Annotated in this window: 20 protein-coding genes; 10 read left to right on the top strand and 10 right to left on the bottom strand. The window is 56.4% G+C overall.

Translation table 11 applies throughout. The features are described 5' to 3' along the window. Positions 1-26 precede the first annotated feature (26 nt). Positions 27-869, bottom strand: a complete 843-nt coding sequence (locus PMI30_RS11370; RefSeq protein ID WP_008011115.1) for a transporter substrate-binding domain-containing protein — start codon at positions 867-869, stop codon at positions 27-29. Positions 870-1,122: 253 nt separating this feature from the next. Here PMI30_RS11370 and PMI30_RS11375 point away from each other — a divergent pair, with 253 nt between their 5' ends. Continuing rightward, complete coding sequence (locus PMI30_RS11375; RefSeq protein ID WP_008011114.1) at positions 1,123-1,983, top strand: LysR substrate-binding domain-containing protein; 861 nt, start codon at positions 1,123-1,125, stop codon at positions 1,981-1,983. 5 nt (positions 1,984-1,988) lie between these two features. On the opposite strand, the gene PMI30_RS11380 is transcribed toward PMI30_RS11375, so the two are convergent. Both PMI30_RS11380 and PMI30_RS11385 read right to left on the bottom strand, forming a co-directional pair. Continuing rightward, positions 1,989-3,008, bottom strand: a complete 1,020-nt coding sequence (locus PMI30_RS11380) for an ABC transporter substrate-binding protein (protein ID WP_008011111.1) — start codon at positions 3,006-3,008, stop codon at positions 1,989-1,991. A gap of 153 nt (positions 3,009-3,161) precedes the next feature. Next, positions 3,162-3,377: a TOBE domain-containing protein gene (locus PMI30_RS11385; protein ID WP_007904463.1), complete on the bottom strand. Its 216-nt coding sequence runs from the start codon at positions 3,375-3,377 to the stop codon at positions 3,162-3,164. A gap of 232 nt (positions 3,378-3,609) precedes the next feature. On the opposite strand from PMI30_RS11385, the gene PMI30_RS31535 reads away from it, so the two are divergent. Together PMI30_RS31535 and PMI30_RS11390 are read left to right on the top strand one after the other, a co-directional pair. Next, positions 3,610-3,771 (top strand): hypothetical protein, encoded by a 162-nt coding sequence (locus PMI30_RS31535; RefSeq protein WP_008011108.1) that lies wholly within the window; start codon positions 3,610-3,612, stop codon positions 3,769-3,771. Next, entirely contained in the window at positions 3,768-4,415 is a 648-nt protein-coding gene (locus PMI30_RS11390) for a helix-turn-helix domain-containing protein (RefSeq protein ID WP_008011106.1), read from the top strand. The genes PMI30_RS31535 and PMI30_RS11390 overlap by 4 nt, the downstream gene beginning before the upstream one ends. Before the next feature lie 329 nt (positions 4,416-4,744). Here PMI30_RS11390 and PMI30_RS30710 read toward each other — a convergent pair whose 3' ends face one another. From PMI30_RS30710 to PMI30_RS11405, 3 genes are all read right to left on the bottom strand, one after another. Then, entirely contained in the window at positions 4,745-5,257 is a 513-nt protein-coding gene (locus PMI30_RS30710) for a hypothetical protein (RefSeq protein ID WP_080772173.1), read from the bottom strand. 286 nt (positions 5,258-5,543) lie between these two features. Continuing rightward, positions 5,544-6,455, bottom strand: a complete 912-nt coding sequence (locus tag PMI30_RS11400) for a bifunctional helix-turn-helix transcriptional regulator/GNAT family N-acetyltransferase (RefSeq protein WP_050562563.1) — start codon at positions 6,453-6,455, stop codon at positions 5,544-5,546. Positions 6,456-6,617: 162 nt separating this feature from the next. Continuing rightward, positions 6,618-7,016, bottom strand: coding sequence for a DUF1801 domain-containing protein (locus tag PMI30_RS11405; RefSeq protein ID WP_008011101.1), 399 nt, complete (start codon positions 7,014-7,016; stop codon positions 6,618-6,620). Between the two features lie 198 nt (positions 7,017-7,214). Here PMI30_RS11405 and PMI30_RS11410 point away from each other — a divergent pair, with 198 nt between their 5' ends. Both PMI30_RS11410 and PMI30_RS11415 read left to right on the top strand, forming a co-directional pair. Then, complete coding sequence (locus PMI30_RS11410) at positions 7,215-7,706, top strand: CesT family type III secretion system chaperone (RefSeq protein WP_008011099.1); 492 nt, start codon at positions 7,215-7,217, stop codon at positions 7,704-7,706. A gap of 9 nt (positions 7,707-7,715) precedes the next feature. After that, on the top strand, positions 7,716-8,768 hold the full coding sequence (locus PMI30_RS11415) for a YopT-type cysteine protease domain-containing protein (RefSeq protein ID WP_008011097.1): 1,053 nt from the start codon (positions 7,716-7,718) through the stop codon (positions 8,766-8,768). A 98-nt stretch (positions 8,769-8,866) separates the two neighbouring features. Here PMI30_RS11415 and PMI30_RS11420 read toward each other — a convergent pair whose 3' ends face one another. From PMI30_RS11420 to PMI30_RS11430, 4 genes are all read right to left on the bottom strand, one after another. Then, the gene (locus tag PMI30_RS11420) at positions 8,867-9,517 is read right to left on the bottom strand and encodes a response regulator transcription factor (RefSeq protein WP_008011095.1); all 651 of its coding nucleotides are present in this window, start codon (positions 9,515-9,517) and stop codon (positions 8,867-8,869) included. Between the two features lie 106 nt (positions 9,518-9,623). Further along, positions 9,624-10,232, bottom strand: coding sequence for a lecithin retinol acyltransferase family protein (locus tag PMI30_RS30705; protein ID WP_008011093.1), 609 nt, complete (start codon positions 10,230-10,232; stop codon positions 9,624-9,626). 156 nt (positions 10,233-10,388) lie between these two features. Next, positions 10,389-15,860 carry a trifunctional serine/threonine-protein kinase/ATP-binding protein/sensor histidine kinase gene (locus PMI30_RS11425; RefSeq protein WP_008011090.1) on the bottom strand — a complete coding sequence of 1,824 codons (5,472 nt, stop codon included), beginning with the start codon at positions 15,858-15,860 and terminating at the stop codon, positions 10,389-10,391. A gap of 217 nt (positions 15,861-16,077) precedes the next feature. Then, entirely contained in the window at positions 16,078-17,013 is a 936-nt protein-coding gene (locus PMI30_RS11430; RefSeq protein WP_032835682.1) for a LysR family transcriptional regulator, read from the bottom strand. A 295-nt stretch (positions 17,014-17,308) separates the two neighbouring features. Between PMI30_RS11430 and PMI30_RS11435 the strand changes: the two genes are divergently transcribed. The 5 genes from PMI30_RS11435 to PMI30_RS11455 all read left to right on the top strand — a co-directional run bounded on the left by PMI30_RS11435 (position 17,309) and on the right by PMI30_RS11455 (position 22,990). Continuing rightward, on the top strand, positions 17,309-17,701 hold the full coding sequence (locus tag PMI30_RS11435) for a response regulator transcription factor (protein WP_008011086.1): 393 nt from the start codon (positions 17,309-17,311) through the stop codon (positions 17,699-17,701). Positions 17,702-17,946: 245 nt separating this feature from the next. Further along, positions 17,947-19,149 carry an NAD(P)/FAD-dependent oxidoreductase gene (locus PMI30_RS11440; protein ID WP_008011084.1) on the top strand — a complete coding sequence of 401 codons (1,203 nt, stop codon included), beginning with the start codon at positions 17,947-17,949 and terminating at the stop codon, positions 19,147-19,149. 51 nt (positions 19,150-19,200) lie between these two features. Further along, a complete protein-coding gene (locus PMI30_RS11445; RefSeq protein ID WP_008011083.1) occupies positions 19,201-20,169 on the top strand; it encodes an MBL fold metallo-hydrolase in 969 nt (322 codons plus the stop codon). Between the two features lie 248 nt (positions 20,170-20,417). After that, positions 20,418-21,248, top strand: coding sequence for an alpha/beta fold hydrolase (locus PMI30_RS11450; protein WP_008011081.1), 831 nt, complete (start codon positions 20,418-20,420; stop codon positions 21,246-21,248). 308 nt (positions 21,249-21,556) lie between these two features. Continuing rightward, positions 21,557-22,990 carry a hypothetical protein gene (locus tag PMI30_RS11455; RefSeq protein ID WP_008011080.1) on the top strand — a complete coding sequence of 478 codons (1,434 nt, stop codon included), beginning with the start codon at positions 21,557-21,559 and terminating at the stop codon, positions 22,988-22,990. Positions 22,991-23,031 lie beyond the last annotated feature (41 nt).

Here is a 23,031-nt window from a genome sequence, read left to right as displayed (position 1 = left end):
CTTATTGAAACGATGAGGTGAACCGGTCAGGCACCGTTGGCCTGGAACTGTTTCTGTAAATCCACCAAGGCCGGTGACGCGGGGGTGATGCGGTTGCGGGTCTGGGCTTCGATCAGCCAACCACTGCGATGCAGTTCCTTGACGATCGGGTCGAGTCGAGCCTGGGTATCGCGCTCGCCTGGTCGGGTCCAGATCACTGAAGGGGCCGGGTTGAGTTCCGGGCTGAGCGCGCGATAGCCCTGCCATTCGGCGTTGTCGGCGATCAACGGGTTGATCAGCGTGGCGTCATGCACCGCCGCGACGCAGTTGTTGCCACGCAGCGCGAGCAAGGATTCCGACGAGCTCTTGAAGGCCTTGATCTCAACGCCCAATTCGGTGAGCGGCTTGATGTAACTGCTGCCCTGGGAGGTGCAAACGGGTTGGCCTTTGAGGTCTTCCCAACGGGTGATTTTGCTGTCCTTGAGCAGCGCCGCGGAACCGCCGACGCGGTAGAACGGTGTCGGCACAAAACCGAGAATCTCGCCGCGTTCGGCCGTCCATTCCATGTTGGCGATCAGCAGATCAACTTTGCCCTGCTGCAAAAATTGCACGCGGTTGGCGGGCAATACCGGCACCAGTTGCACCTCGGCGCCCAATTGCCGGCCCAGCTCCTGAGCGAGGTCGACGTTCAAACCCCGTGGCTTCTGGGTGCCCGGATCGATACTGCCGAAAGGACCGCCGGACAGTACAACCCCCACTGTCAGCACATGGCGTTGCTGGATCTTGTCCAGCGTTGCATCCGCCTGAGCACCGGCACTGGCGGCCAATGAGATCAAGGCGCCCAGCAAGGCTGGCAACAATCGTTTTACAGGTGAGTGCTCAAGCAACATGGATTTCCCCTCATGGAATGATCGGCGTCCCCCCGACCTGATGTGAGGGCATCCTAGGTACAGCGTTGGTGTAACGGAAATTCAAATATCTAATATCGTTATAACTTGCCGTGCTTCCTCTAAACGACAATCTTCGAAACCCCAGTAATTACTGACATTTATGGCTTACACAATAAAATATCGCCAAAAACACATAAATAAATGTAATGTTTATGTTTGCAGCCTTGATATAAAAACAGCCTCGGGAATGGCCATGTCGACCTCATCTACCCTCGATCTCGAATTACTGCGCACCTTCATTGCCGTGGTCGATCACCACAGTTTTGCCGAGGCCGGCGCGCAACTGGCTCGCACGCAATCGTCGGTCACCCAACACATGCAACGGCTGGAACAACAAGTCGGGGTGAGCCTGTTCGAGAAGCGCGGGCGACAGAAGCAACTCACCGAACCCGGTTTGCAGTTGCTGCGCCATGCACGGCAGATGCTTTCGCTCAACGACGATGCATTGAACTCGCTGCGCGAAAGCAACTTGAGCGGTGTATTGCGCATCGGCTCGCCCCATGACATTGCCGACACCATCCTGCCGCCGATCCTCAGCCACATCGCTCGCTCGGCACCGCGCTTGCGCCTGGAGATCGATGTCGGCCGCAGTCCGTTTTTGATGGATGACCTGCACCGGGGCAAGGTCGACATGGTGATTTCCACTCGCCAAGACCCGACGCTCGAAGGCTTTGCCTTGCGCACCTCGCCGGTGTGGTGGATCTGCTCGGCGCAGTACATCCATACACCCGGTGAGCCCTTGCCGCTGATCCTGGTGGATGAGCCGAGTATTTATCGTCGGTACGCCCTTGAGGCACTGGAGCGCGCCAATATTCCATGGCGCCAGGCGTACCTGGCGTCGAACCTGATCGGCATCAAAGCCGCGACGCGTGCCGGGCTGGGCGTCACACCCAGAAGCATGGAAATGCTCGGCCCGGACATGCGCGTACTCGGCGAGACCGATGGCCTGCCACGGCTGCCGGACGTGACCTACCACTTGTGGATTCGGCCCAACACCGTGAATCCGCTGGTACGTCGGGCCTATGAGTTGATCAGAAGCAGCCGGGGGCTCTGACCCGCTCAGCTTCCCTCGCTGCTGTGTGCTTCTTCAAAGAAGTAATCCTTCCAGCTGGCAGCCTTGTTTTTCAGCACACCGAGTTCCTGGAGTTTCTCGGCGTAGATGAAGGTGCGCTGGGGCACAACGGTGAAGTCGATTTCAGGGTCGGCGACGATTTTCTCAACCAGTGGCAGCGCCAGCTTCGATTGTTCCACCCGGATGTAGGTCTGGGCGGCTGCAGGCTTATCGGCCTTGATTATTTTCTCGGCCTCGGCGAGTGCCGCGTAAAACGCCTTGTAGGTTTTCGGGTTTTCGTCATGGAATTTCTCGGTGGTGTACAGCACGTTAAACGTGGCCTGGCCACCCAATACGTCGTAGGAACTCAGCACCTTGTGTACGTTGGGACTCTGCAGCTCCTGGTACTGGAACGGCGGACTGGAGAAATGTGAGTTGATCTCCGAACCGCCGGCAATCAGCGCCGACGTCGCATCCGGGTGGGCGAGGCTGATCGAGATGTCGTCAAACTTCTTGAAGTTTTGCGCGCCAAACTGTTTCGCCGTTTCGATTTGTAAAGTGCGCGACTGGAAACCTACCCCTGCTGCCGGTACCGCGATGCGGTCCTTTTCGGTGAAGTCCTTGAGGCTTTTTACGTTCGGATTATTGGTCAGCAGGTAATTGGGCATCGACCCCAGCGAGGCGATGGCCTTGACGTTTTGCTTGCCCTTGGTCCGGTCCCAGATCGTCAGCATCGGCGGCACGCCGGCCGACACCACATCCAGCGCACCGGCCAATAACGCCTCGTTCATCGCCGTGGCACCCGAGATGCTGCTCCAGTCGACTTTGATGTCGAGGCCCTGCTCCTTGCCATGTTTCTCGATGAGCTGCTGATCGCGCACCACATCCAGGATCAGGTAACCGATACCAAATTGCTGGGCAATGCTGATTTTGCCTTCGGCCTGAGCGCCGGGGCTGAGTAACGCACTCACCGCAGCCACGGAGACTGCCAACAGTGTCAATGCGGTGCGCTTGAAAGGAGTCGCCATGAAAACCTCAACGTTATGGAAGTCGAGACGTAGACCCTGTAGGAGCGAGGCTTGCCCGCGAAGAATGCACCGCAGTTTTTCAGGTATTACGCGTCAGCGTTCTTCGCGGGCAAGCCTCGCTCCTACAGGATTTTCGTCGCTCAAAATTCAATTTCAGAGCTTGGCGATCGACACCTCGGTGGATTTGACGAAGGCAATCACCTCGCTCCCCACCTTCAATTCAAGGTCGCGCACCGAACGGGTGGTAATCACCGAGGTGACGATCCCGGAAGCGGTTTGCACGTCGATTTCGGATACCACTTCGCCCTCTAGTATTTCCTTGATGACACCCTTGAACTGGTTGCGGACGTTGATCGCTTTGATGGTCATGATGAGGCTTCCTGTCTGGTGTCGGGCGCATCCACATGGATGTGCAGGCCCTCAAAGTGCACCACCTGAACTAACAACAAAAGGAATAGATAATTATCTGCTTATTCTTTAATGGAATATAAATTCAAATAACCAAAACGAATTAACAAATACAAAATCAGTATTTATCGTTATAAAAATATCCACGTACTCTCAGCTCATCCCGTCATTCATCACCACAGTGAAGTGCCCCATGAATCCGACTGACAACCTCATCGACTTCGCCAGTTACCGCAAACGCAAACAGGCTCAGCAACGGGCACGGGCCATGTGGGAAATGTATGCACGTAACGCCGGTCTACAGGCCTATCAATGGGTCCAGGCCGCTCATTCGACCGAGACCCGTCACGCATGAACGCGCAGCAACCCTCGCGTTTTCTGGCGAGTGCAGACGAACCCGTGACGGACTTGAACAATCTGGAACCACTGGAAGAAGACCCGATCTGTGAGCGGGTCGCACAGAACCTGCAACGGCTGCGGGGCAAGCGTCACTTGTCCCTCGACGCGCTGGCCCGGCAATGCGGTGTGAGTCGGGCAATGCTGGCGCAGATCGAGTCCGGACGCAGCGTGCCGTCCATCAAAGTGCTGTGCAAAATTGCCAAAGGCCTGAAGGTCTCGGTGGCCGCCTTTCTGGAGCATCGGGCCTTCGAAGGTGTGGCCGTGCTGTCGGCGCGTGAGAGCAAACGCTTGGTCAGCGCCAGCGGAGCCTTCGTCAGCCGCGCCCTGTTCCCGTTCGACGTGGCACGCCAATCGGAGTTTTACGAACTGCGACTGAGCCCGTTGGGCGAAGACCACAGCGAGGGGCATGGCCCCGGTGTCCAGGAGAACCTGGTGGTGTCGCAGGGCGTGCTGGAAATCAGCGTCAACGAAGAACGTTACCTGCTGTCTACCGGCGACTCGATCCTGTTCTACGCCGACCAGCCCCACCGCTACCGCAACCCCGCCGACAGTGAGGCCGTGGCTTATCTGGTGGTGACTTACCCGGAACGGCTGGATTAAACACCTGAAAGCACCACATCCCCCTGTAGGAGCGAGGCTTGCCCGCGAAGGCAGCGTGTCAGGCGACATCGATGTTGAATGCGAGGGCCTCATCGCGAGCAGGCTCGCTCCCACAGGTGATTTGGGTTCGGCGCGGTATTTGTGGGTGGCGGTAATCAAACTGTGGGAGCGAGCCTGCTCGCGATGGGGATTGTCAGTCAATATTGATGTCGCCTGACACGCTGCCTTCGCGGGCAAGCCTCGCTCCTACGGGGGGATGTGGTGCCCGCCGGAATGAAAAAGCCCCCGTAACCGTAAGGTCGCGGGGGCTTTTTTTGTGTTGTCAGGGATCAGCAGGTGCAGCACATCAGCGGCATGCCATTGCAGCTCATCATCATCGGCATGCTGCAATCGTTCATCATTTTCATCATCAAGTCGCAGCAGCTTTTCATCATGTCCATGTTCATGCCGGCCATCGGCATGATTTTGCACATCATGCCGTCGGCCATCATCGTGCATTCCATCACGCACTTCATCGACGGCATCGGCATGCCCATCATCGGCATTGGCATCATCATGTTCATCATCGGCATGGCCATGCTCGCCTGGGACATGCACATCATGCTCATGTTGCCGCAGTGCATCATCATCGGCATGCCGCAGTTCATCATCATCTGCATCATTTCAGCGCTGTTCTTGAACATGGCCATGTCCATGCCAGCGGCCGGCATCATCTTGCACATCATGCCGTCGTCCATCATTTCGCAGCTCATGGTCGCCATCATCATCGGCATGCCCATCATTGGCATCATCGGCATGTTGGCGTTCATCATCGGCATTGGCATCTGCATGGCGTTCATCATGGTGTAACTCCCTAAGCGATTCGATAGTTGGACGAAGCTGATGGAGGCGGATTCTAAGGACTGGCGAAGGGACCACAAGATGATGGCCGAGCAGCAGGTTTTGATGTTGAAACCGCTTTAGTGGCGCGGCCGGGACGCAGCCGTCTGCTATAGCGCCCCTATGGATTTCATCGCATACAAAATCAAACCGAAGACGTGGTTTTATCGGTTATGGATATTCGACTGAGCGCTATATAAATAACCGAAAGAAATAATCGATCTAAACAGTGCCGTTTTTTTATCCTGCTCAAGTTCGCACAGCGGTCGGGCCAGGCCGCACAAAACATTGCTCGGTGACCCGTTCACCCCATTGCTGCCCCTCTTGCTCCTGCTCTAACGTGAAACCAACGTCTTCATACAGCTTACGAGCAGCATCAAGCCCCTTGAACGTCCAGAGCCGTGTTGCACAAAAGCCCCATTCATCGCAGAACTTCATCGCTTCAGCCAACAAGCGTTTACCTGCGCCCTTGCCTCGCGCCGAGTCATCAAGAATGAAACAGCGCAGGATCGCTTCGCCGCCCTCTCCTTCACCGTCTATAGCGATGGAGCCGACAATTCGCTGACCGTCCAGAGCCACCCAAACCTCGTTGCGCGGATTGTGCAAACGCCCCATCAACTCCGCCATGTCTGACGCAACCAGACTTTCGAACGGCTGGCCGAAGTTCGCATGCCTTGCGTAGTAATCAGCATGCATTTGCACAATTCGACCGATTATTCCGGGTCGGTAGCCCCGCGCAATGTCCAGCTGCGCCGGGGGCTGCGGCTCTGTACCGAGTCGATGAGTTTGCAGAGCAACGGCATAGTTGGCGATGCCCTCACCCACCACCCGCTGCTGCTCATTGGTCAAGTGAGTCATGGCGGCGCTGACCTGTTCCCTGGCGAACGAATCAATGGCTCGCAGGGTCTTCTTGCCCTGCGCCGTGAGTCGCAGCTTCTTGGAGCGCGCGTCATCTTCGTGTGGAATTTCTTCGATCTCGCCGGCCTCGATGAGTTTGCGCACCATACGGCTGACGCTGGATTTCTCCAGGCCGAGAAGCTCCACAAGCTCCCCTGCCGTCAGCGAATCCCGCTCCCCAATCTCCACGATCGTGTGAACCGACGAAGGCGGATAGTCCGTCGCGGCCAGGGTGGCTTGCATGAATCCCAACTCTCGCACCATGAGACGTGAGGCCGAACGGACTTGGTTAATCAGACCTGATGGGTAATGGGTCACGGCAAGCACCTCGAACGAAATGTTCGTTTAGTTGTATAGCACAACCAAATAATCGTCAATTGAACGCTTGCTGCCACTGATCGAAACCGGCCTCACCGACGGGCTTGTTTACGTCGATGTATTGAGCGCCACCGCGGCGCGAATCAGCGTCTTCAACGCGTCTTCATTAATCCTTTCGCCCTCATGGATATCGATGGCACGCCGGGTGTTGCCGTCGAGGCTGGCGTTGAACAGACCGGAAGGGTCCTCCAGCGAGGCACCTTTGGCGAAGGTCATCTTCACGGCATTCTTGTACGTCTCGCCGGTGCAGATGATGCCGGCGTGCGACCACACCGGAACCCCTCGCCACTTCAACTCCTCGACCACGTCGGGATCGGCCTGCTTGATAAGGGCCCGAACCCGAGCGAGCGTCTCGCCCCGCCAGTCACTCAGCGCCTGGATTTTTGCCTCTATCAGCTCAGAGGCAGAACCTCCCTCCTCGCCTGCCTTTGTGTCGATCTTCTTCATGATGGTTGTCACTCCTCGGGGTGGTCATCAAGTTGCATCACTAGATGAATCCAGCGACATAAACCATAGCAGGAGCCCACCATGATCAATGCAATCGACACCTGAACGTTGGTGAGGAATGCTCACGACCAATGGAACCGTTTCACGCCCGGTGCCACAGATAGAGGAACCGTCGAAAACAAAACCCAGGGAGTGTTCATGCGGCCAATCGAGGCGAAAGAGCAACTGCGTCAGTGGCTGCGCACGCGGGGTATCGTGGACACGCCGGAAGGTCAGCGTGAGCGTCATGCCGTACGCACCGTCGACGGCGAGGAGTGCCTGCTCTGGCTGCCCGAACAGGACACAACGCTGTTTATCTTCGTCCTGATCACCGAACTGACGATGCCCCAGGACAACGACATTCTGGCCCTGGCCATGGCGCTGAACCTCGAACCGACCCGAACCCACGGCGGCTCCCTCGGTTACAACCCAGGCTCCAGGCAACTCATGCTACGCAGCCTGCATTCAATGAACGATCTGGACGAGCCCGGCCTGGACCGCATCATGACGCAGATGGGCTCCTTGGGCGGTTCGCTGAAGCGCTACATCGAAAGCTATCGACGTCAGAAAACAACCAATCGACGCGCGCAAAAAGGGCCTCTGCGTTCACCGGCGCTGCATTTGAGCGCCCGACTATTCAGGATGGAATGAGGACACGGCATGCAGATTCACCACTTGGGAGACTCGGCAGGTATCACCGTTGCGGCGGAACAGGGCCAAACCTCATCGTCAGCCGGGGTCCAACCGGGGTCGCCCGAGGCATTCGCCCATTTCCACCCTCACACGGCGGGCGCCCTGGTCCCGCTGGGTGGCGGTGAGGATGTGTTTTTCGACGCACATTCCTCGTTCTCGTCGGTTGACGCCGCCGATCTACCCAGCCATGAAGAAGCGGACGCGCAGCATCGCTCGTTGCGCACCCTGCTGCCGGACTTGATGACGTCTCTCGCCTCGCTACGTGACGGCGCCACGCACTACATCAAGACCAAAACCAAGGAAATGGCGGATAACAGCATGGGGGGAACGGCGAACATCGAGGCCAAACGGCAGATCGCCGAGGAGCACGGCTGCCACCTTGCCTCCCCGTTCCACCAGAGCAAGTTTCTTTTCGAAAAGACCGTCGACGACAGCGAGTTCGCCGCCGACTACAGTCGGGCGGGAGGCGGCGGGCACGGCTGCTTCGGCCTGTCTGTCAACTGGTGCCAGAGTCGCGCCAAGGGTCAATCGGACGAGGTTTTCTTCGACAAGTTGGCGAATTACCGCGAAGACGCATTGCTGCCTCGCGTGCTGGGCTTCCAGCACATTGAACAGCAGCCCTACAGAGACAAGATCCGGAACGCCGGCCCCATGCTCCTGGACACGCTGCCAAAGCTGGGTATGACGCTGGGCAAAGCTCCAGATGGTGTACGTCCTGCCCACTATGGAATGAGGATGGATGCCATCGATCACGAACTGAAATCGGTATTGAAACCCGGTACGAACCAGACCTTCCTGCTATTGAGCGAAAGCCACGCCATGGCCCTGCACCAGGACAGCCAGAACCGCCTGCACTTCTTCGACCCGCTCTTCGGCGTGGTCCAGTCGGACAACCGAGAAAACATGAGCAGCTTCCTCTGCGACGTCTTCAAACGCGACGCCGGCAACCATTGGCGGGGGGAAAATCGCAGCCTGCAGCTCAGCGAAGTGGTGCCAGGGCCGGCATTTCACCTGCGTTGATCTCTGAGGACGAATGGAGGTCGTTACCCTGATACATTCAGTTAAGCAATTTCAGCCGCTACATAGATTGCGTCGCGGCTTAACGCGGCTGGTTCTGATCAACGATCAAGACGCTCTCCTAATGACTCTGCCATTCGAACCAAATCAGCAAACGACTTTGCGTGCATTTTTTTCATTGCATGTCCGCGGTGAATTTTCACGGTGATCTCGCTCAGATTCATCTGCCCTGCAATCTGTTTATTCATCAGACCTTTGACTGCGAGGGCCATCACCTCTTTTTCACGAGCTGTCAGCGTCTGATAGTGGGCATGCAGATCTGAAAACTGCTGCTCAAATTGCCGGCGTTTGACATCTGCCTGCAGTGCGGCAGACACCGCATCCAGAAGGTCCTGTTCACGGAACGGTTTTGCCAAAAAATCCACCGCGCCGGCTTTCATCGCCTTGACAGACATTTCGATGTCCCCATGCCCGGTGATGAAAATAATCGGAATACTGGCATTGGACTTAGCTAACTGGCTTTGGAACTCAAGACCACTGTTACCTTGAAGTCGTACATCAAGGATCAAACAGCTTGCACCCTCTGTTTTTGGCTGTTGAAGAAACTCCGCAGTGGATGCGAACGTCTCGACTTGTATACCGGCAGAGCGTAAAAGATTGCTTAATGCATTGCGCATGGAAGCGTCGTCATCCACCACGAACACCATAGAACCTTTACTGCCTTGCTCATTGGATGGTGGATTTCCGTTCATGCACAGCCCTCTTTGATTGGTTGAGGGAAAAATTCTAGCACAACACTTTACGTTGCGTAAGCGCGCGCACAAACATGGTTATAACCACCCGAAAACACTGGAAAAATCATGCAATAAAATACACTTCCAACGCTGAAATAAAAGAAAGCAGATAACGTGGGCAATGGAGAAACGCCCTGACCTGGACACTACAACTTTCCCCACTAATGCACCAGTTGCAAAAATGCTCGCAGTTATTGGACAGAATCCTGTATTGACTTTCACCCATTCTAGAACGCGCACGACGGACAATTTCATCGCTTGAATATTCACACGATTCCCGTATCAACCAGACTGGCTTGCCGTTTGCGAAGCTTTCAAGGTCAGTCACTTCGATGGGACCTGGCTTGAGTGAACTGCTAAATCCAGAGTAATGAGCTACGTCTCCACGCCCAAGGTATATGCCATGATGCGCATAAAATTTGCGCGGGCTAATCAAGTGCGAACCGATTGGCAAATCACCTGCATCCTTTTCGACAGGCACTAACGCCAATGCAAACATGGAGGATTTTCTTGACGACTTACTGCTATTGCAGCGCTCGACAAACAGACAACTTTCAAACATCAGCACCTTCATATACCCGGCAAAGTCCATTGCTATTATCGCCAGGCATAAAATAATTGCCGTTCGAAGCGATGAAACCCCATTTATCAACTTAATAGCCAGAGTATTCACGACACATTCTCCACAGACCCTTGATATGTAATATATCGCCAGGGCTGCGAAGCTTCATTTGTACACAGGATTAATTTAAGTGACCATTAATATACCTCCGCTAAACCTAAGTATTAAACAGAACACCTGGTTGCAGGCGACCAGAGTGCAGTCGATTCAACCATGCTCGACAGGAAGGGTGAATTGAACGGTAGCGCCGCGGGGTCGGTTTAAGCTTGCCCACAAGTGGCCGCCATGTGCCTCGATGATCGAGCGGCAGATTGATAACCCCATCCCCAATCCGGTGGGCTTGGTGGTGTAGAAAGAAGCGAAAATCTGCTCGGTGTTTTCCGAGGCAAACCCTGGCCCCGAATCGCTCACACTGACGAGCACACAACCGGCGTCATTTAACAGAGCGCTGATGTGCAATTGGCGTTCACCCTCGCTCACACCATTCATGGCCTCGAGCGCATTCATGATCAAGTTGAGCAGCACCTGTTGCAGTTCAACGCGGTCGCCTTCGATAAATGGCAAACCGTCTTCGAGTTGGGTCCGAATCAAGGCCCCACTCTTCATGATCTGGCCACGGGTGAACTCGATCATCTCGCGAATCGCCGCGTTGATGTCCACCGCCCCCTTTTGCGGCGGTGCCTTGCGGATATGCCGACGAATTCGACCCAATACATCGGCTGCCCGATTGGCATCCATGATGAGGCTGCCAAGTACTTTGTGGACCTCATCGATCTCCGGCGGCTGGCTGTTCAGCCAGCGCAGCGCGGCGTTGGCATTGAGGATGGCCGCTGCAATCGGTTGATTGACTTCGTGAGCAATCGAGGCAACAAGCTGCCCCATGGTCGCGACGCGGTTCGCGTGGGCCAACTCCGTTTGCACTTCGCGATAGCGTCGTTCGCTTTCGCGGATTTTTTCTTCCGCCTGTTTGCGCTCGGTCAGATCCAGCACGAAAGCGACCCCTTCCTTGCTGCTGGCTTCGAACATCGCCAAACCGACAATCACCGGCAAGCGGCTGCCATCCTTTCTGAAATATTCCTTCTCGTGGGGTTGGGCATAGCCGGTCCGCACCGCTTGTGCCAAAAAGTGCTCGCTGACTTCACGAAATTTCGGTGTTGTCAGATCTCTCCAGCGCAGACAGCCCGAGACAAGATCCTCTCGCTCGTATCCCACCATGCGAAGAAATGCATCATTGGCCTCGACGATGTCGCCGTCGGCGTTCCAGACGAGGATCCCGATGATGTTGGCGTCTACCAGACGCCTAATCTTCCCTTCGCGCTCCGCGACCTCGCGGTACAAACGGGCATTTTCCAGCGAAATAGCAGCCTGTGAGGCCACCAGTTTCAACACGGCAATCCGGGATGGGCTGAACACTCGGGCGGTCAGATTGTTTTCGAGGTAGAGCGCACCGGTCAGTTTGGCCTGGTTCATCAACGGCAGGCAGAGAACCGATCGGACGTGGTGCCGACGTATATAGGGGTCTTCGGCAAACGGGGCCTCGGTCAGGGCATCATCAAGAAAAACACTCTCACCCGTGCGCAGGACATGGTAGAGCAGTGACTCCGGCAGCAGCGCCGAAGTCATCGGCTCATCGCGCAACTGCATCGAATGGCTGCCAGTGGTCACTTGCGCGGCTATGCGGTGCTCACCCGTGTCCGACAGAATCAACACACCTCGTTCGGCACCGGCCTGTTCGATGGCCGTGCGCATGATCATGTCGATGAGCTTTTCCAGGACGATTTCTCCCGACACGGCCTGCGAGACCTTTATCACGGTGGCCAGATCGAGGTGTTCGACCGGTGCGACCATCGTCGTTGTCGGGCCGAGCGTTTGCTCTTCGGTCCTCAGCAACGGATACCGCGCCTCAAGCTGCCGCACCTTGCCATCAGCGCCCCAACGCAGGTAGCCGTAGCGGGCGTCTTGCAAGTAAACGCGGGCTACTTTCCCAAGACCACGGGCCGCGTAGAAGCGAGACGCCAGTTCATTGGCAAGCGCCTCGATATGGACAAAGCCGCTCTTCTGCGCCGAGTGCACGGCTTGTTCGTAAAGCAACTCGGCCTCGATCAAGCGTCCTTCGACGCGGGCGATCTCGGCGTCGACCAGCGCGGCCCGGCTCGCGAAATTCTCTGGGCACTGTTCAGCCCAGATCTGGAGTTGCCGGTGATCCGTCGCCATGGCGATCAAGTGCTGCGCACGCTCGTCCACCGGGACACTGTCGCACCATCGGGCACGAGCCAGTGCGTCATAGAAGTAAAACTCAGCCTCCTCGAAGAACAAATATGACGTCCATAGCAACTGCTGTGCCTTTGCGGCGGCTTGCATGGCCGCCTTGGGGTCGTCGGCCATGTAGCAGGCCTGTAATTTGCGAACCCAGTACCAGCACTCGGCCAATGCCAGGTCCGGATTGCTGGACAGGTGGGCTTCGGTGCCTGGCTCGTCAAACTGTCCATCATCAAAACAACCGAATATTGGCGTCGAACCCCGGAGCATCCGGATCAGCGCCAGTTGTGTGCCAATGAAATCGGTGACCAGCCCGAAACGCACTTTCCTGGCGTAATCCAGGCCACGTTCGGCTTCGTCTTGTACCTCGGACAATGGCTCACCGGCGAAGAGAGAGTCGGAGGTGAGGCTGTTGCCCGCATAAGCACCATACGGCAGGTCACCGATCCGGTTCGCCGCAACAAATGAGCGGTGCAGCAGGTCGCGGCATTGCCCTACGGGCTTCATCCAGCGCACGGCAAAATTCGAGAAGCAAAGATAGGTACTGGCTTCGAATCGCTTCAGGCCTCGTTGTTCAACGAGTTCGCAGCCGAGTTGGCCGAATCGAAATCCCGCCTGGTAGTCGCCGAAACGCCGTCCGGCGACTCTGAATGCATTGGCGTAATGCACACATGAAGCATCGCAGTTGCCCCCTTCGAGGCTCAGGCTGATCGCCTTGCAGATCAACAGGTCCGTCAGGTTCGCATCCGTCTGCAAGGCAGGCGGGAAGAGCTTGCTCAGAGCGCTGACGGTCATGAGGGAGCCCGCATCCTCCATCAGCGGCAAATCGATGAGTTCCTCGATTTGCCGATCGCCCAGTAACGACCAGATATGGTCGTACTCCTGGCGCACTTCATCGTCGCTCGGATGGGCCGACCACTCGATGCCCACATGCCGCAGATAGGCGAGACAGACAGCGACCGCGCCATCGCTGCGATCCATGAGCAGGTAGACATCCATTTGCAGACACACGACATTGGCTCGTTCGATCGTAGTCGTGGCGCGATCCGACAGCGCCGCCAGGCGCTTGTCCGCGACCGATAATTGCCCGGTCAGCAGCTCGCATTCGGCCCGGTTCAACTCCAGCGCGAAGATCAACCCATGGAGACGCGTCCAACAGTTGTCGTCCAACAGCTGCGCGCCCGTGGTGAGATAGTTGAGCGCCGAAGCATAGGCCGTTGACGCCTTGGCGCGCTGGCCGGCTATCAGGTTGAGCTCTGCCAATTGCTCCCGCTCGGCCTGATCGGTGAGCAGCACAGCGCCGCTATTGAGCTGGCCGACGATGTCAAAGATCGCCTCCTCCCGCCCTTGCAGGGACGTCTGCGCCGCGAGCAGCCGGCCGATTCGCAGATGAGCCTCGGCGCGAGCGCCCTTGGGGATCAGCGAATAGGCCGCTTCATGAATACGGTCATGAACAAAACCATAAGCGCCTTCCAGCCGCTGGACCAACTCCTGGCGTATGGCTTCCCACAATACCGTGCGGATCTGTGCCTGGGGGATGCCCAGAACGGTGGAAAGCGCCGTGGTCCCGGCAACGTTCCCCAGACAGGCAAGCTGCTGTAATGCCAGTTGCGTTTCAGCCGGCAAGCGGGTCAGCTTGCCGACCATCAGGTCCACGATGTTGTCGGTGTAACCCTTGGCATGGATGCGATCCGGACTCCAGCACCACTGCCTTGTTTGATGATCGAAGGTCAGCAGCTGTTCGTCAGCGAGCGTTTGCAGAAACTGGATCACGAAGAACGGGTTGCCGGCGGTTTTGTCCAGCACCAACTGCGCCAGGGGCTCAATGTGCGCAAGCTCGTCATGCAGCGCATCCGCAATCAACTGCTCAATGTGTCCCTTCGCGAGCGGTGCCAGCGTGATTTCATCTACCCTGCCCCCCGCGCTCCGAATAGCCTGAAGTTTTCCCGTGAGTGGGTGCGCGCCACTCACTTCATTGCTGCGGTAGGCCCCCACCAGCATCAGATGCCGCACATCCGAGCTGGTCAACAGATCCTCCAGCAGGTCGAGCGTTGCCGCGTCGATCCACTGCAGATCGTCCAGGAAAAGGGCAAGCGGATGCTCCGCCCGGGCAAATACACCGATAAAGCGCCGGAACACCAGGAGGAAACGGCGTTGCGCCTGTTGAGGCTCAAGTGTCTGCACAGGAGGCGGCTCACCAATGATGAGCTTCAGTTCGGGAATGAGGTCGGTCATGAGCCCCGCGTTGGCATCCAGTGCGTTCTGTAATGCGTCACGCCATTGCGCCAGTTCGGTGTCGTTCTTGCCAAGCAGCGTGCGCACCAGGCTTTGAAAGGCCTGCACCAGCGTCGAATAGGGAATATCGCGCCGGTATTGATCGAACTTGCCAGCTGCGAAAAGTCCTCGCGGCGGGACCAGCGCTTTGTGCAGCTCATTGACCACAGAGGATTTGCCAATACCGGAATAGCCGGTGACCAACATGAGCTCCGGCGCGCTGCTGGCGATGATCCGATCGAACGCGGCGATCAAGGTACTCACCTCATGCTCGCGCCCGTAGAGTTTCTCGGGAATCATCAGCCGATCGGATGTCCCTTGCTCACCCAACGCAAAGGCATTGATGTGGCGCAAGGACTCCCAGTCTGCCAGGCATTGCCGCAGATCGTGTTCAACACTCGCAGCCGTCTGGTAGCGTTCCTCAGCAGTCTTGGCGAGCAGCTTCATGACAATCCGGGAAAGCACATCGGGGACGGTTTCGACCCGCACGCTCGGTGGCTGCGGTTGTTTGGCGATATGGCAGTGCACCCACTCTATCGGGTCAGATGCCGTAAACGGCAGCGAACCCGTGAGCATCTGGTAAAGCGTGACGCCGAAGGAATAGAGGTCGCTGCGCAAATCGATCGAGCGATTCATCCTGCCGGTCTGCTCAGGTGCCATGTAGGCGAGCGTGCCGGCGATGGTCTCAGGCGCCTGTCGCTCACGCGGTAGCCACGAGGCGAGGCCGAACCCTGTAAGCCGGGCCTGACCGTCGGAGCAGTTCACCAAAATATGAGAGGGCTTGATATCTTTATGGACGAGTCCGCGCTGGTGGAGCTTTCCCAATGCCTGCGCGATGCTGATAGCAAGACGCAGAAAAGTTGGCGTTTCCATGGGGGCAACCAGCAGCTGCACAAGCGGCGTGCCACCCGTATCCTCCAGCAGCAGATACACCTGCCCATTTTCTCGCACCATCTCAAGCGGACGCACAGCCCAAGAGCCATCCAGTTCGTCCTTCAGGCCAAACTCGTGGGCGAAACGGCCAAGACAAGCCGGAAGCGGTTGTTCAGCAGCAGGTCGTGCAACCAGAACATTGCGGCTGCCTTCCACACCCGAGCGTAACTCTCGACAGAAGGTACGCTCGCCATCGTTCCATAGTATCTGCATGCTGTTATCCGTCGGAGCGGGAACAATAAGTAGGTTCTTGACTGCCGCACATTGCCGTCACGCTGTATCCAGGCACATGCCGATGCCGCCGCAATAGCCTACAACAGCTTCCAGCACCATTAGAACCTGGATTTGACCCAGCCCACCGTCAGCACAAAGATCAATGCCAGTGATAAAGCTAACGGGGGGACGCTTCACGGAACAACATAGCCTCAAGTCACGCTACGGCCAGAGGCACGGGCTGCTCTTGATGTTGACCGAGATAGCGACAGAAGCACGAACGCAACCAGCGTTCCCGAGGGTCGTTGTGGGCCGCGCCGCGCCAGGCCATGGACAAGTCCGGCGCCGGTAGCACCAACGGCGCAAAGTCGGCGCGCATCCCTTCCATTCGCGCCATGGCCCGGGCGACGTAGTCCGGTACGATCGCAATCATGTCGCTGCCGGCGAGCAAAGCGGGCAAGGCACTGAACTGCGGAACAGCCAGGACTACCCTGCGCTGCCGACCGACCAGGCTCAGGGCATGGTCGGCATCGTCGATGACATTTCCCATCGACGAGACAACCACATGAGGCCGTCTGCAAAAGTCATCCAGCTCGAGGACGCCGGGGTCCGAATCGGCGCGCAATAGCATTGGCTGCATCGCTCGCAGGCTTTTGCAATGGGCACTGGCCGGCAGCTCCTGGGCAAAGCTGATACCCACGGAAATCTCTCCCGAGGTCAGCAATTGGGGTAGTTGCCGATGGTCCACTCTGCGCACCACCAGCGTGATGTTTGGCGCCTCATCCCGCAGGTGCTTGATCAAACGTGGAAGCAGCGCGTACTCGACATCGTCAGAGAGTCCGATATGAAAGGTCTCGTCACTGGTGAGTGGGTCGAACGCCTGGGCACAGCTCAAGGCGACAGCGATGCCATCCAGCGCCGGTGTCAGCCGCGCATGAATTTCTTCTGCGCGCGCAGTCGGCTCCATCACCCTGCCAGTGCGGATGAACAGCGGATCATTGAACATCGAACGCAGTCGCCCGAGGGCGCTGCTGATAGTGGCCTGGCACAGGAAAAGTTTCTCTGCGGCCCGGGTAACGTTGCGTTCGCACATCACTGTTTCAAAGACAATCAACAGATTGATGTCGGCACGCCGCAGATCATTTCTGTTCATCACGTTCACCGCCCAGGCACAAGGCCGCATGAGTAAGGGAGTTCAAGCTTATGCAGCCCAATAGCAAGCCGTCACTTGTATCTAGGTTCAACCGATGTATCCCTTGGTTGCGCAGCCTTGTACGTGGGTATGCCCGCAATCGCGACCCAGTAGTACAAGACCAACCTGGGTGATTTCATCGAACTTCCAAGTTCCCCCACACTTTGGTCTTAGCAGATTATACATTGGTATACTTCAACACTTTATAAGTCGGCGTATGTTGTAATAACGGCCAAAGCTGTCACGAGGGTCCCAAATGAAGCAAGGCACACCCATACGCAACTCAATGATTATCGCCATCGTCGATGATGATGACTCGGTCCGGACAGCGCTTGAAAGCTTGCTGCGATCCAGCGGATACAAAGTTAAAACTTATTGCAGCGCTCTGGACTTTCTCAACACGAACGGCCCCGCTCAAACACATTGCCTCATTTCCGATATCCAGATGCCGGGAATGAGCGGTTTGGAGCTTCACAAGCAGCTCGTCGCGATGGGCTTTCACATTCCCACTGTATTCATTACTGCTTACCCTGAAGCCCTCTCCCCCCTTGGCACCAATACACCTGCGCTGACTGCCTGTCTGCCTAAACCTTGTGACGCCAACAAGCTTCTGAACTACATCGAAACAGCCCTCCTCCAGCAGAACTGAGTGCGCTCTGAACGCTCTCTTTTGCATCCAATACAAACCTTCGTATATACCCACCCCCCCTGACGTATAGTTTTTCTGAACCGATGTAGAAGTGCGCCGAAAACAATCCAGTCATAACCTGAATCCACAGCGGGCGACCTGCTGCTTTCAACATAGACGCCTGAAACTTCGGCGCCTGTTTATCGCTCCACCAAACTTGAAGAATAACTTCAAGAACATTGAAAACCTTTTTTGAGGAACAACTAATGAAACAGCATATTCTGGTTATTGGTGCGGGGTTCGGTGGAGTGTGGAGTGCATTGAGCGCCGCCCGCCTACTGGATAAGCACAGTCGTAGCGACGTGGAAATCACGCTGCTGGCTCCCCAGGCGCAATTGCGCATTCGTCCCCGTTTCTACGAAAGCGACGTGCACAAAATGTTCGCCCCCCTGGATGGGTTGTTCGACTCGGTAGGTGTGCGTTTCATCAAAGGCACCGCCGAGCACATTGATGACCTTGGAAGGACCGTTGGCTATCGCGATGAGGCTGGCCGGTGGAGCACATTGACCTACGATCGCCTGGTACTTGCCGCTGGCAGCCAGTTAGCCCGTCCGACGGTGCCAGGCCTTGACGCCCACGCCTTCGACGTTGATCAGATCGAAGCCGCGGTGCGTCTGGAGAACCACCTCAAATCCCTCAAGAACCGTCCCTCCAGCGTTGCCCGCAACACGGTGGTGGTCGCCGGTGGCGGTTTCACCGGGATCGAGACCGGCACCGAGATGCCGGCGCGCCTGCGGTCCTTGCTCGGTAACGATCAGGACATCCGCGTGATCATCATCGACCGTGCGCCCCAGATTGGCGCGACCATGGGTGAGGGAATTCGTCCGTCAATCATCGAGGCGTCCGAATACCTGGGCATTGAATGGGTGGTCAACGCCAGCGTGACAGCAGTGGACGCCAACGGCGTTACCCTCGCCGATGGTCGCCGCATCGAGAGCCAAACAGTGATCTGGACCGTCGGCTTCCGCGCCAGTCCGCTGACCGAACAGATTTCCAGCGTGCGCGATGTCCAGGGACGCCTGCACGTCGATGAGAACCTGAAGGTGCTCGGCCAGGAGCATGTCTACGCCGCTGGAGACGTCGCCTATGCCGCCACCGACGACCTCGGCAACTTCGCCGCGATGTCTTGCCAGCACGCGATTTCTCTAGGCCGTCATGCCGGCAATAACGTCGCTGCGGACCTGCTCGGTGTCGCGCCCACCGCCTACCGTCAGCCCAAGTACGTGACCTGCCTCGATCTGGGCGCCTGGGGCGCGGTGTTTACTGAAGGCTGGGATCGTCAGCTCAAGTTGGTCAAGGAAACGGCCAAGGAGCTCAAGACGCAGATCAACACCCAGTGGATCTACCCGCCGGCAGCTGATCGGGCCGCCGCCCTGGCAGCAGCCGACCCGATGATTCCTGTGGCTTGAAGCCCCCCCTCCACCTGAACCCGACGTGACCCAAGCAATAGGAGAAGGACCATGACAATGCAGTTGAACCACCCCACCCAAAAGGATGGAGCACAGAAAAGGAACGCTCAGCAGGAGTCAAACATGAGCTTGCACAACACGGTGTCCGAGGAGCTGGTTCCTTCGCGCTATGCGCTGCGGATCGGCGAGATTGACGTGCTGGTGGTCAGTGATGGAGTGCTGCCCCTGCCGACCGAGACGATGTCCACCAATGCCGACCCAGCCACCCGCGCGGCCTGGTTCAAGGACATGTTCCTGGGGCCGGACGCGTTCGATTGGGCGCTGAACGTACTGGTGGTGCGCAGCGGCGACAAGCTCATCCTCGTCGACGCTGGACTGGGCGGGCAGTTCCCCGGCTTTCCGCGGGCCGGGCAGTTCCCCAAACGACTGAAGGCCGCCGGTATCGATCTTTCGTCCGTGACCGACGTGGTGATTACCCATATGCACATGGACCATATCGGCGGGCTGCTGGTCGATGAGGTGAAGAGCCAACTGCGTCCGGATCTGCGTATCCACGTTTCAGCTACCGAGGTCGCGTTCTGGGAGTCGCCCGATTTCTCCCTCACCGCCATGCCGTCGCCGGTGCCGGACGTCCTGCGGGCAACGGCCAATCAGTTCATTAGCGAATACCGCAGCAAGGTGCGCACGTTCGAGGATGAATATGAGGTGGCGCCAGGCGTGGTCGTCAAGCTCACCGGCGGCCACACCCCAGGGCACAGCGTGGTCTACGTGACATCCGGCGGCGAGCGGTTGACCTTCGCGGGCGACGCCCTGTTCCCGGTCGCCTTCGAACACCCCGACTGGCATAACGGCTTTGAACATGACCCTGAGGAGTCGGTTCGCGTTCGTGTCCGTCTGTTGCAAGAGGCGGCGGCTAGCGGTGAGCTGTTCGTGGCGACTCACCTGCCGTTCCCCTCCGTTGGCCGGGTGGCAGTGGACGGCGACGCCTTTCGCTGGGTCGCGGGTTTCTGGGACTACTGATCGCTTGTCGGGTTTGCGCCTGCGTTCACGGAGGCACGAATCTCCCTGAGCAACAACACATGATCGAGAGACCTTCAATGAAAGACTCCAATCGGGAGATAGATCTCCAGCGTCGGGCCATATTGGCAAGTTCAGCAGTAGTGGCCGCCAGTTTGTTGGTTCCGCTTTCCAGTTTTTCCGGGTTGACGCAGGCCGCTGACAAGCCCTCTGCAACCCAACACAAACCAGATCACAAGGAGATGCACGCTATGAACTCTATTACGACCAAAGACGGCACCGAGATTTTCTTCAAGGATTGGGGTCCGAAAGACGCGACGCCCATCGTGTTTCACCACGGCTGGCCATTGAGCGCGGACGACTGGGACAACCAGATGATGTTTTTCTTGCTCAAAGGCTATCGGGTGATCGCGCACGATCGCCGCGGTCACGGCCGCTCGACCCAAACCTGGGTGGGTAACGAAATGGACACCTACACCGCCGATGTCATCGAGCTGACCGATGCGCTCGACCTTAAAGGTGCGATCCATGTCGGCCATTCGACCGGTGGTGGTGAAGTAGCGCGCTACGCCGCTCGAGCCAAACCGGGACGCGTTGCCAAGGCCGTACTGATCAGCGCGGTTCCCCCCATCATGGTTAAGTCAGAGAAGAACCCCGGCGGTTTACCTCTGGAAGTGTTCGACGGATTCCGTTCGGCACTGGCCGCCAGCCGCGCGCAGTTTTACCTGGACGTGCCGTCGGGGCCGTTCTACGGTTTCAATCGACCCGGGGCGAAGGTTTCACAAGGCGTAATCGACAACTGGTGGCGTCAAGGCATGATGGGCGGTGCAAAAGCTCATTACGACTGCATCAAAGCGTTTTCCGAGACCGACTTCACCGAAGACCTGAAGGCGATTCAGGTGCCCACACTGGTCATGCATGGAGAGGATGATCAGATTGTGCCGATTGCCGACTCTGCGCCGCTTTCGGCCAAACTATTGAAACATTCCACCCTCAAGACGTACCCGGGCTTTCCTCACGGTATGCCGACGACCAACGCGGATCAGATCAACGCCGATCTGTTGGCGTTCATTCGCGGTTGAGCACTAACGTCGTGACGGCGATCCGATCGCCGTCGCGGCGTCTGAAATGGTTGCCGTTGGATCCCCCCAAAGCCAAGGGTTACACCCAGTTTCTTCGACCACCTATTGATCGCGGTCTGTCATCAGCTAGTGGTATTGGGTGCGAAATATAGGCCCATGATTTATATGGACTTTAAAAAAAAGTCGGAATGGGTAGCGCAGAGTTATCCAGAGACCTCTATTATTTCGTTATCGCCGAATTCGTTCTAATCACCACTATACAGTCAGCGACAAAGCACGCCCTTAATCAATGATTATAGGAGAGTAACATGTCGATAAAAAAAAGAACTGCCTTACTCGTCCTGGCTTTTAGCTTTTTTGGAATGACGAGTTGTGCCGACATAAGAAATTACTCTGAAATCTCAAGCGAAAGAAACAAGAGCATTGTTTCTGATATTGACTATTATGACTATGCATACAATGTAGACATTATTGTGCTTCCCGTAGAAATAAAAACCAAGGGAAATGTAGATATAGACAATGATTTTTCAGCCGAATTACAAATTTCAAACTGGGGAAACACCATCAAGAATGCGACCCAGAAAGAAATTAATAACAGCGGTCGCTTTATCGAATTTGGACATTACAGTGGCCGCATTGAAATAAGCGCAGAAGTATCTTCAGTGTCTATCAGCAACGCGCGGGGTGGAATTCGCTCGACGTGCAATGTTGTTTACACATATAAAGATTTAGCGGCAGGAAAAATACTCTCCAAGCATGACAGCGCCATTGAAGTAATGACGCTAACCCCTGCCATACCAAAATCCAGTAATAATTTTTTTTATAGCTTTGATCAACTGACATATGCTATTGCTCGCGAAGCGATTATTGGTCTCATTCGGTTGCCGCCTATGGCTGATATTCAGCTAACCCAGAGGCAAGTCAAATTTTATAATTCTAAAATAAAAAGAAAACCCAACCAAATTATTAGCTACGTTCCAGTTGATAGTCTTGTTAACAAAAATAAAAAAGAACTAAACTCTGCGTCTTCAACGGCTAAGAAAATGCAAAAAAACAACAATAAATTGGCTAATAAAAACAAATCAAAAGTTAGAGTAGACAACGTCTCTGCCCCCACTACCCCCACCGTGGGGTCTAACACAGCTAGTGATGCACCCACCGCAAACACTGTTAAATCGAGTGAAAACCCGGAGCACCTGAAGGATGGCACCGTTAAAAACGACGAGCCCAGTTATGACGGCAGTGGATATATAGCCACTCCGGGGCACTATCAACCTCAACATGAGGTATCGGCAGAGCAAGAAAGAGCAATGGACGAATGGTTGAAAGCGGAAAATGCAAGGTTACAGGGAGCGACTGGCAATGCCGCTGCACGTACCGGGTATACAGCCGCACCGGGACTCTACCAACCCCAAAACAAGGTATCGACAGAGCAAGAAAAAGCAATGGACGAATGGTTGAAAGCGGAAAAAGCAAGGTTACAGGGAGCGACTGGCAATGCCGCTTCACGTACCGGGTATACAGCCACACCGGGACTCTACCAACCCCAAAACAAGGTATCGGCAGAGCAAGAAAGAGCAATGGACGAATTATTGAAAGCGGAAAAAGCAATGTTACAGGGAGCGACTGGCAATGCCGCTTCAAGTACCGAACAGACAGCCGCGCCGGGACTCTATCAACCTCAAAACAAGGTGTCGCCAGAGCAAGAAAAAGCAATGGATGAAAGGACGAAAGGGCAATAAAACAAACTCCGCAGCGCGACAGTGTGAATCGCCCATGGTTG

The sequence above is a fragment of the Pseudomonas sp. GM50 genome (assembly GCF_000282375.1).
Lineage (GTDB): Bacteria > Pseudomonadota > Gammaproteobacteria > Pseudomonadales > Pseudomonadaceae > Aquipseudomonas.
This window is presented reverse-complemented; position numbering and strand designations above follow the sequence as displayed.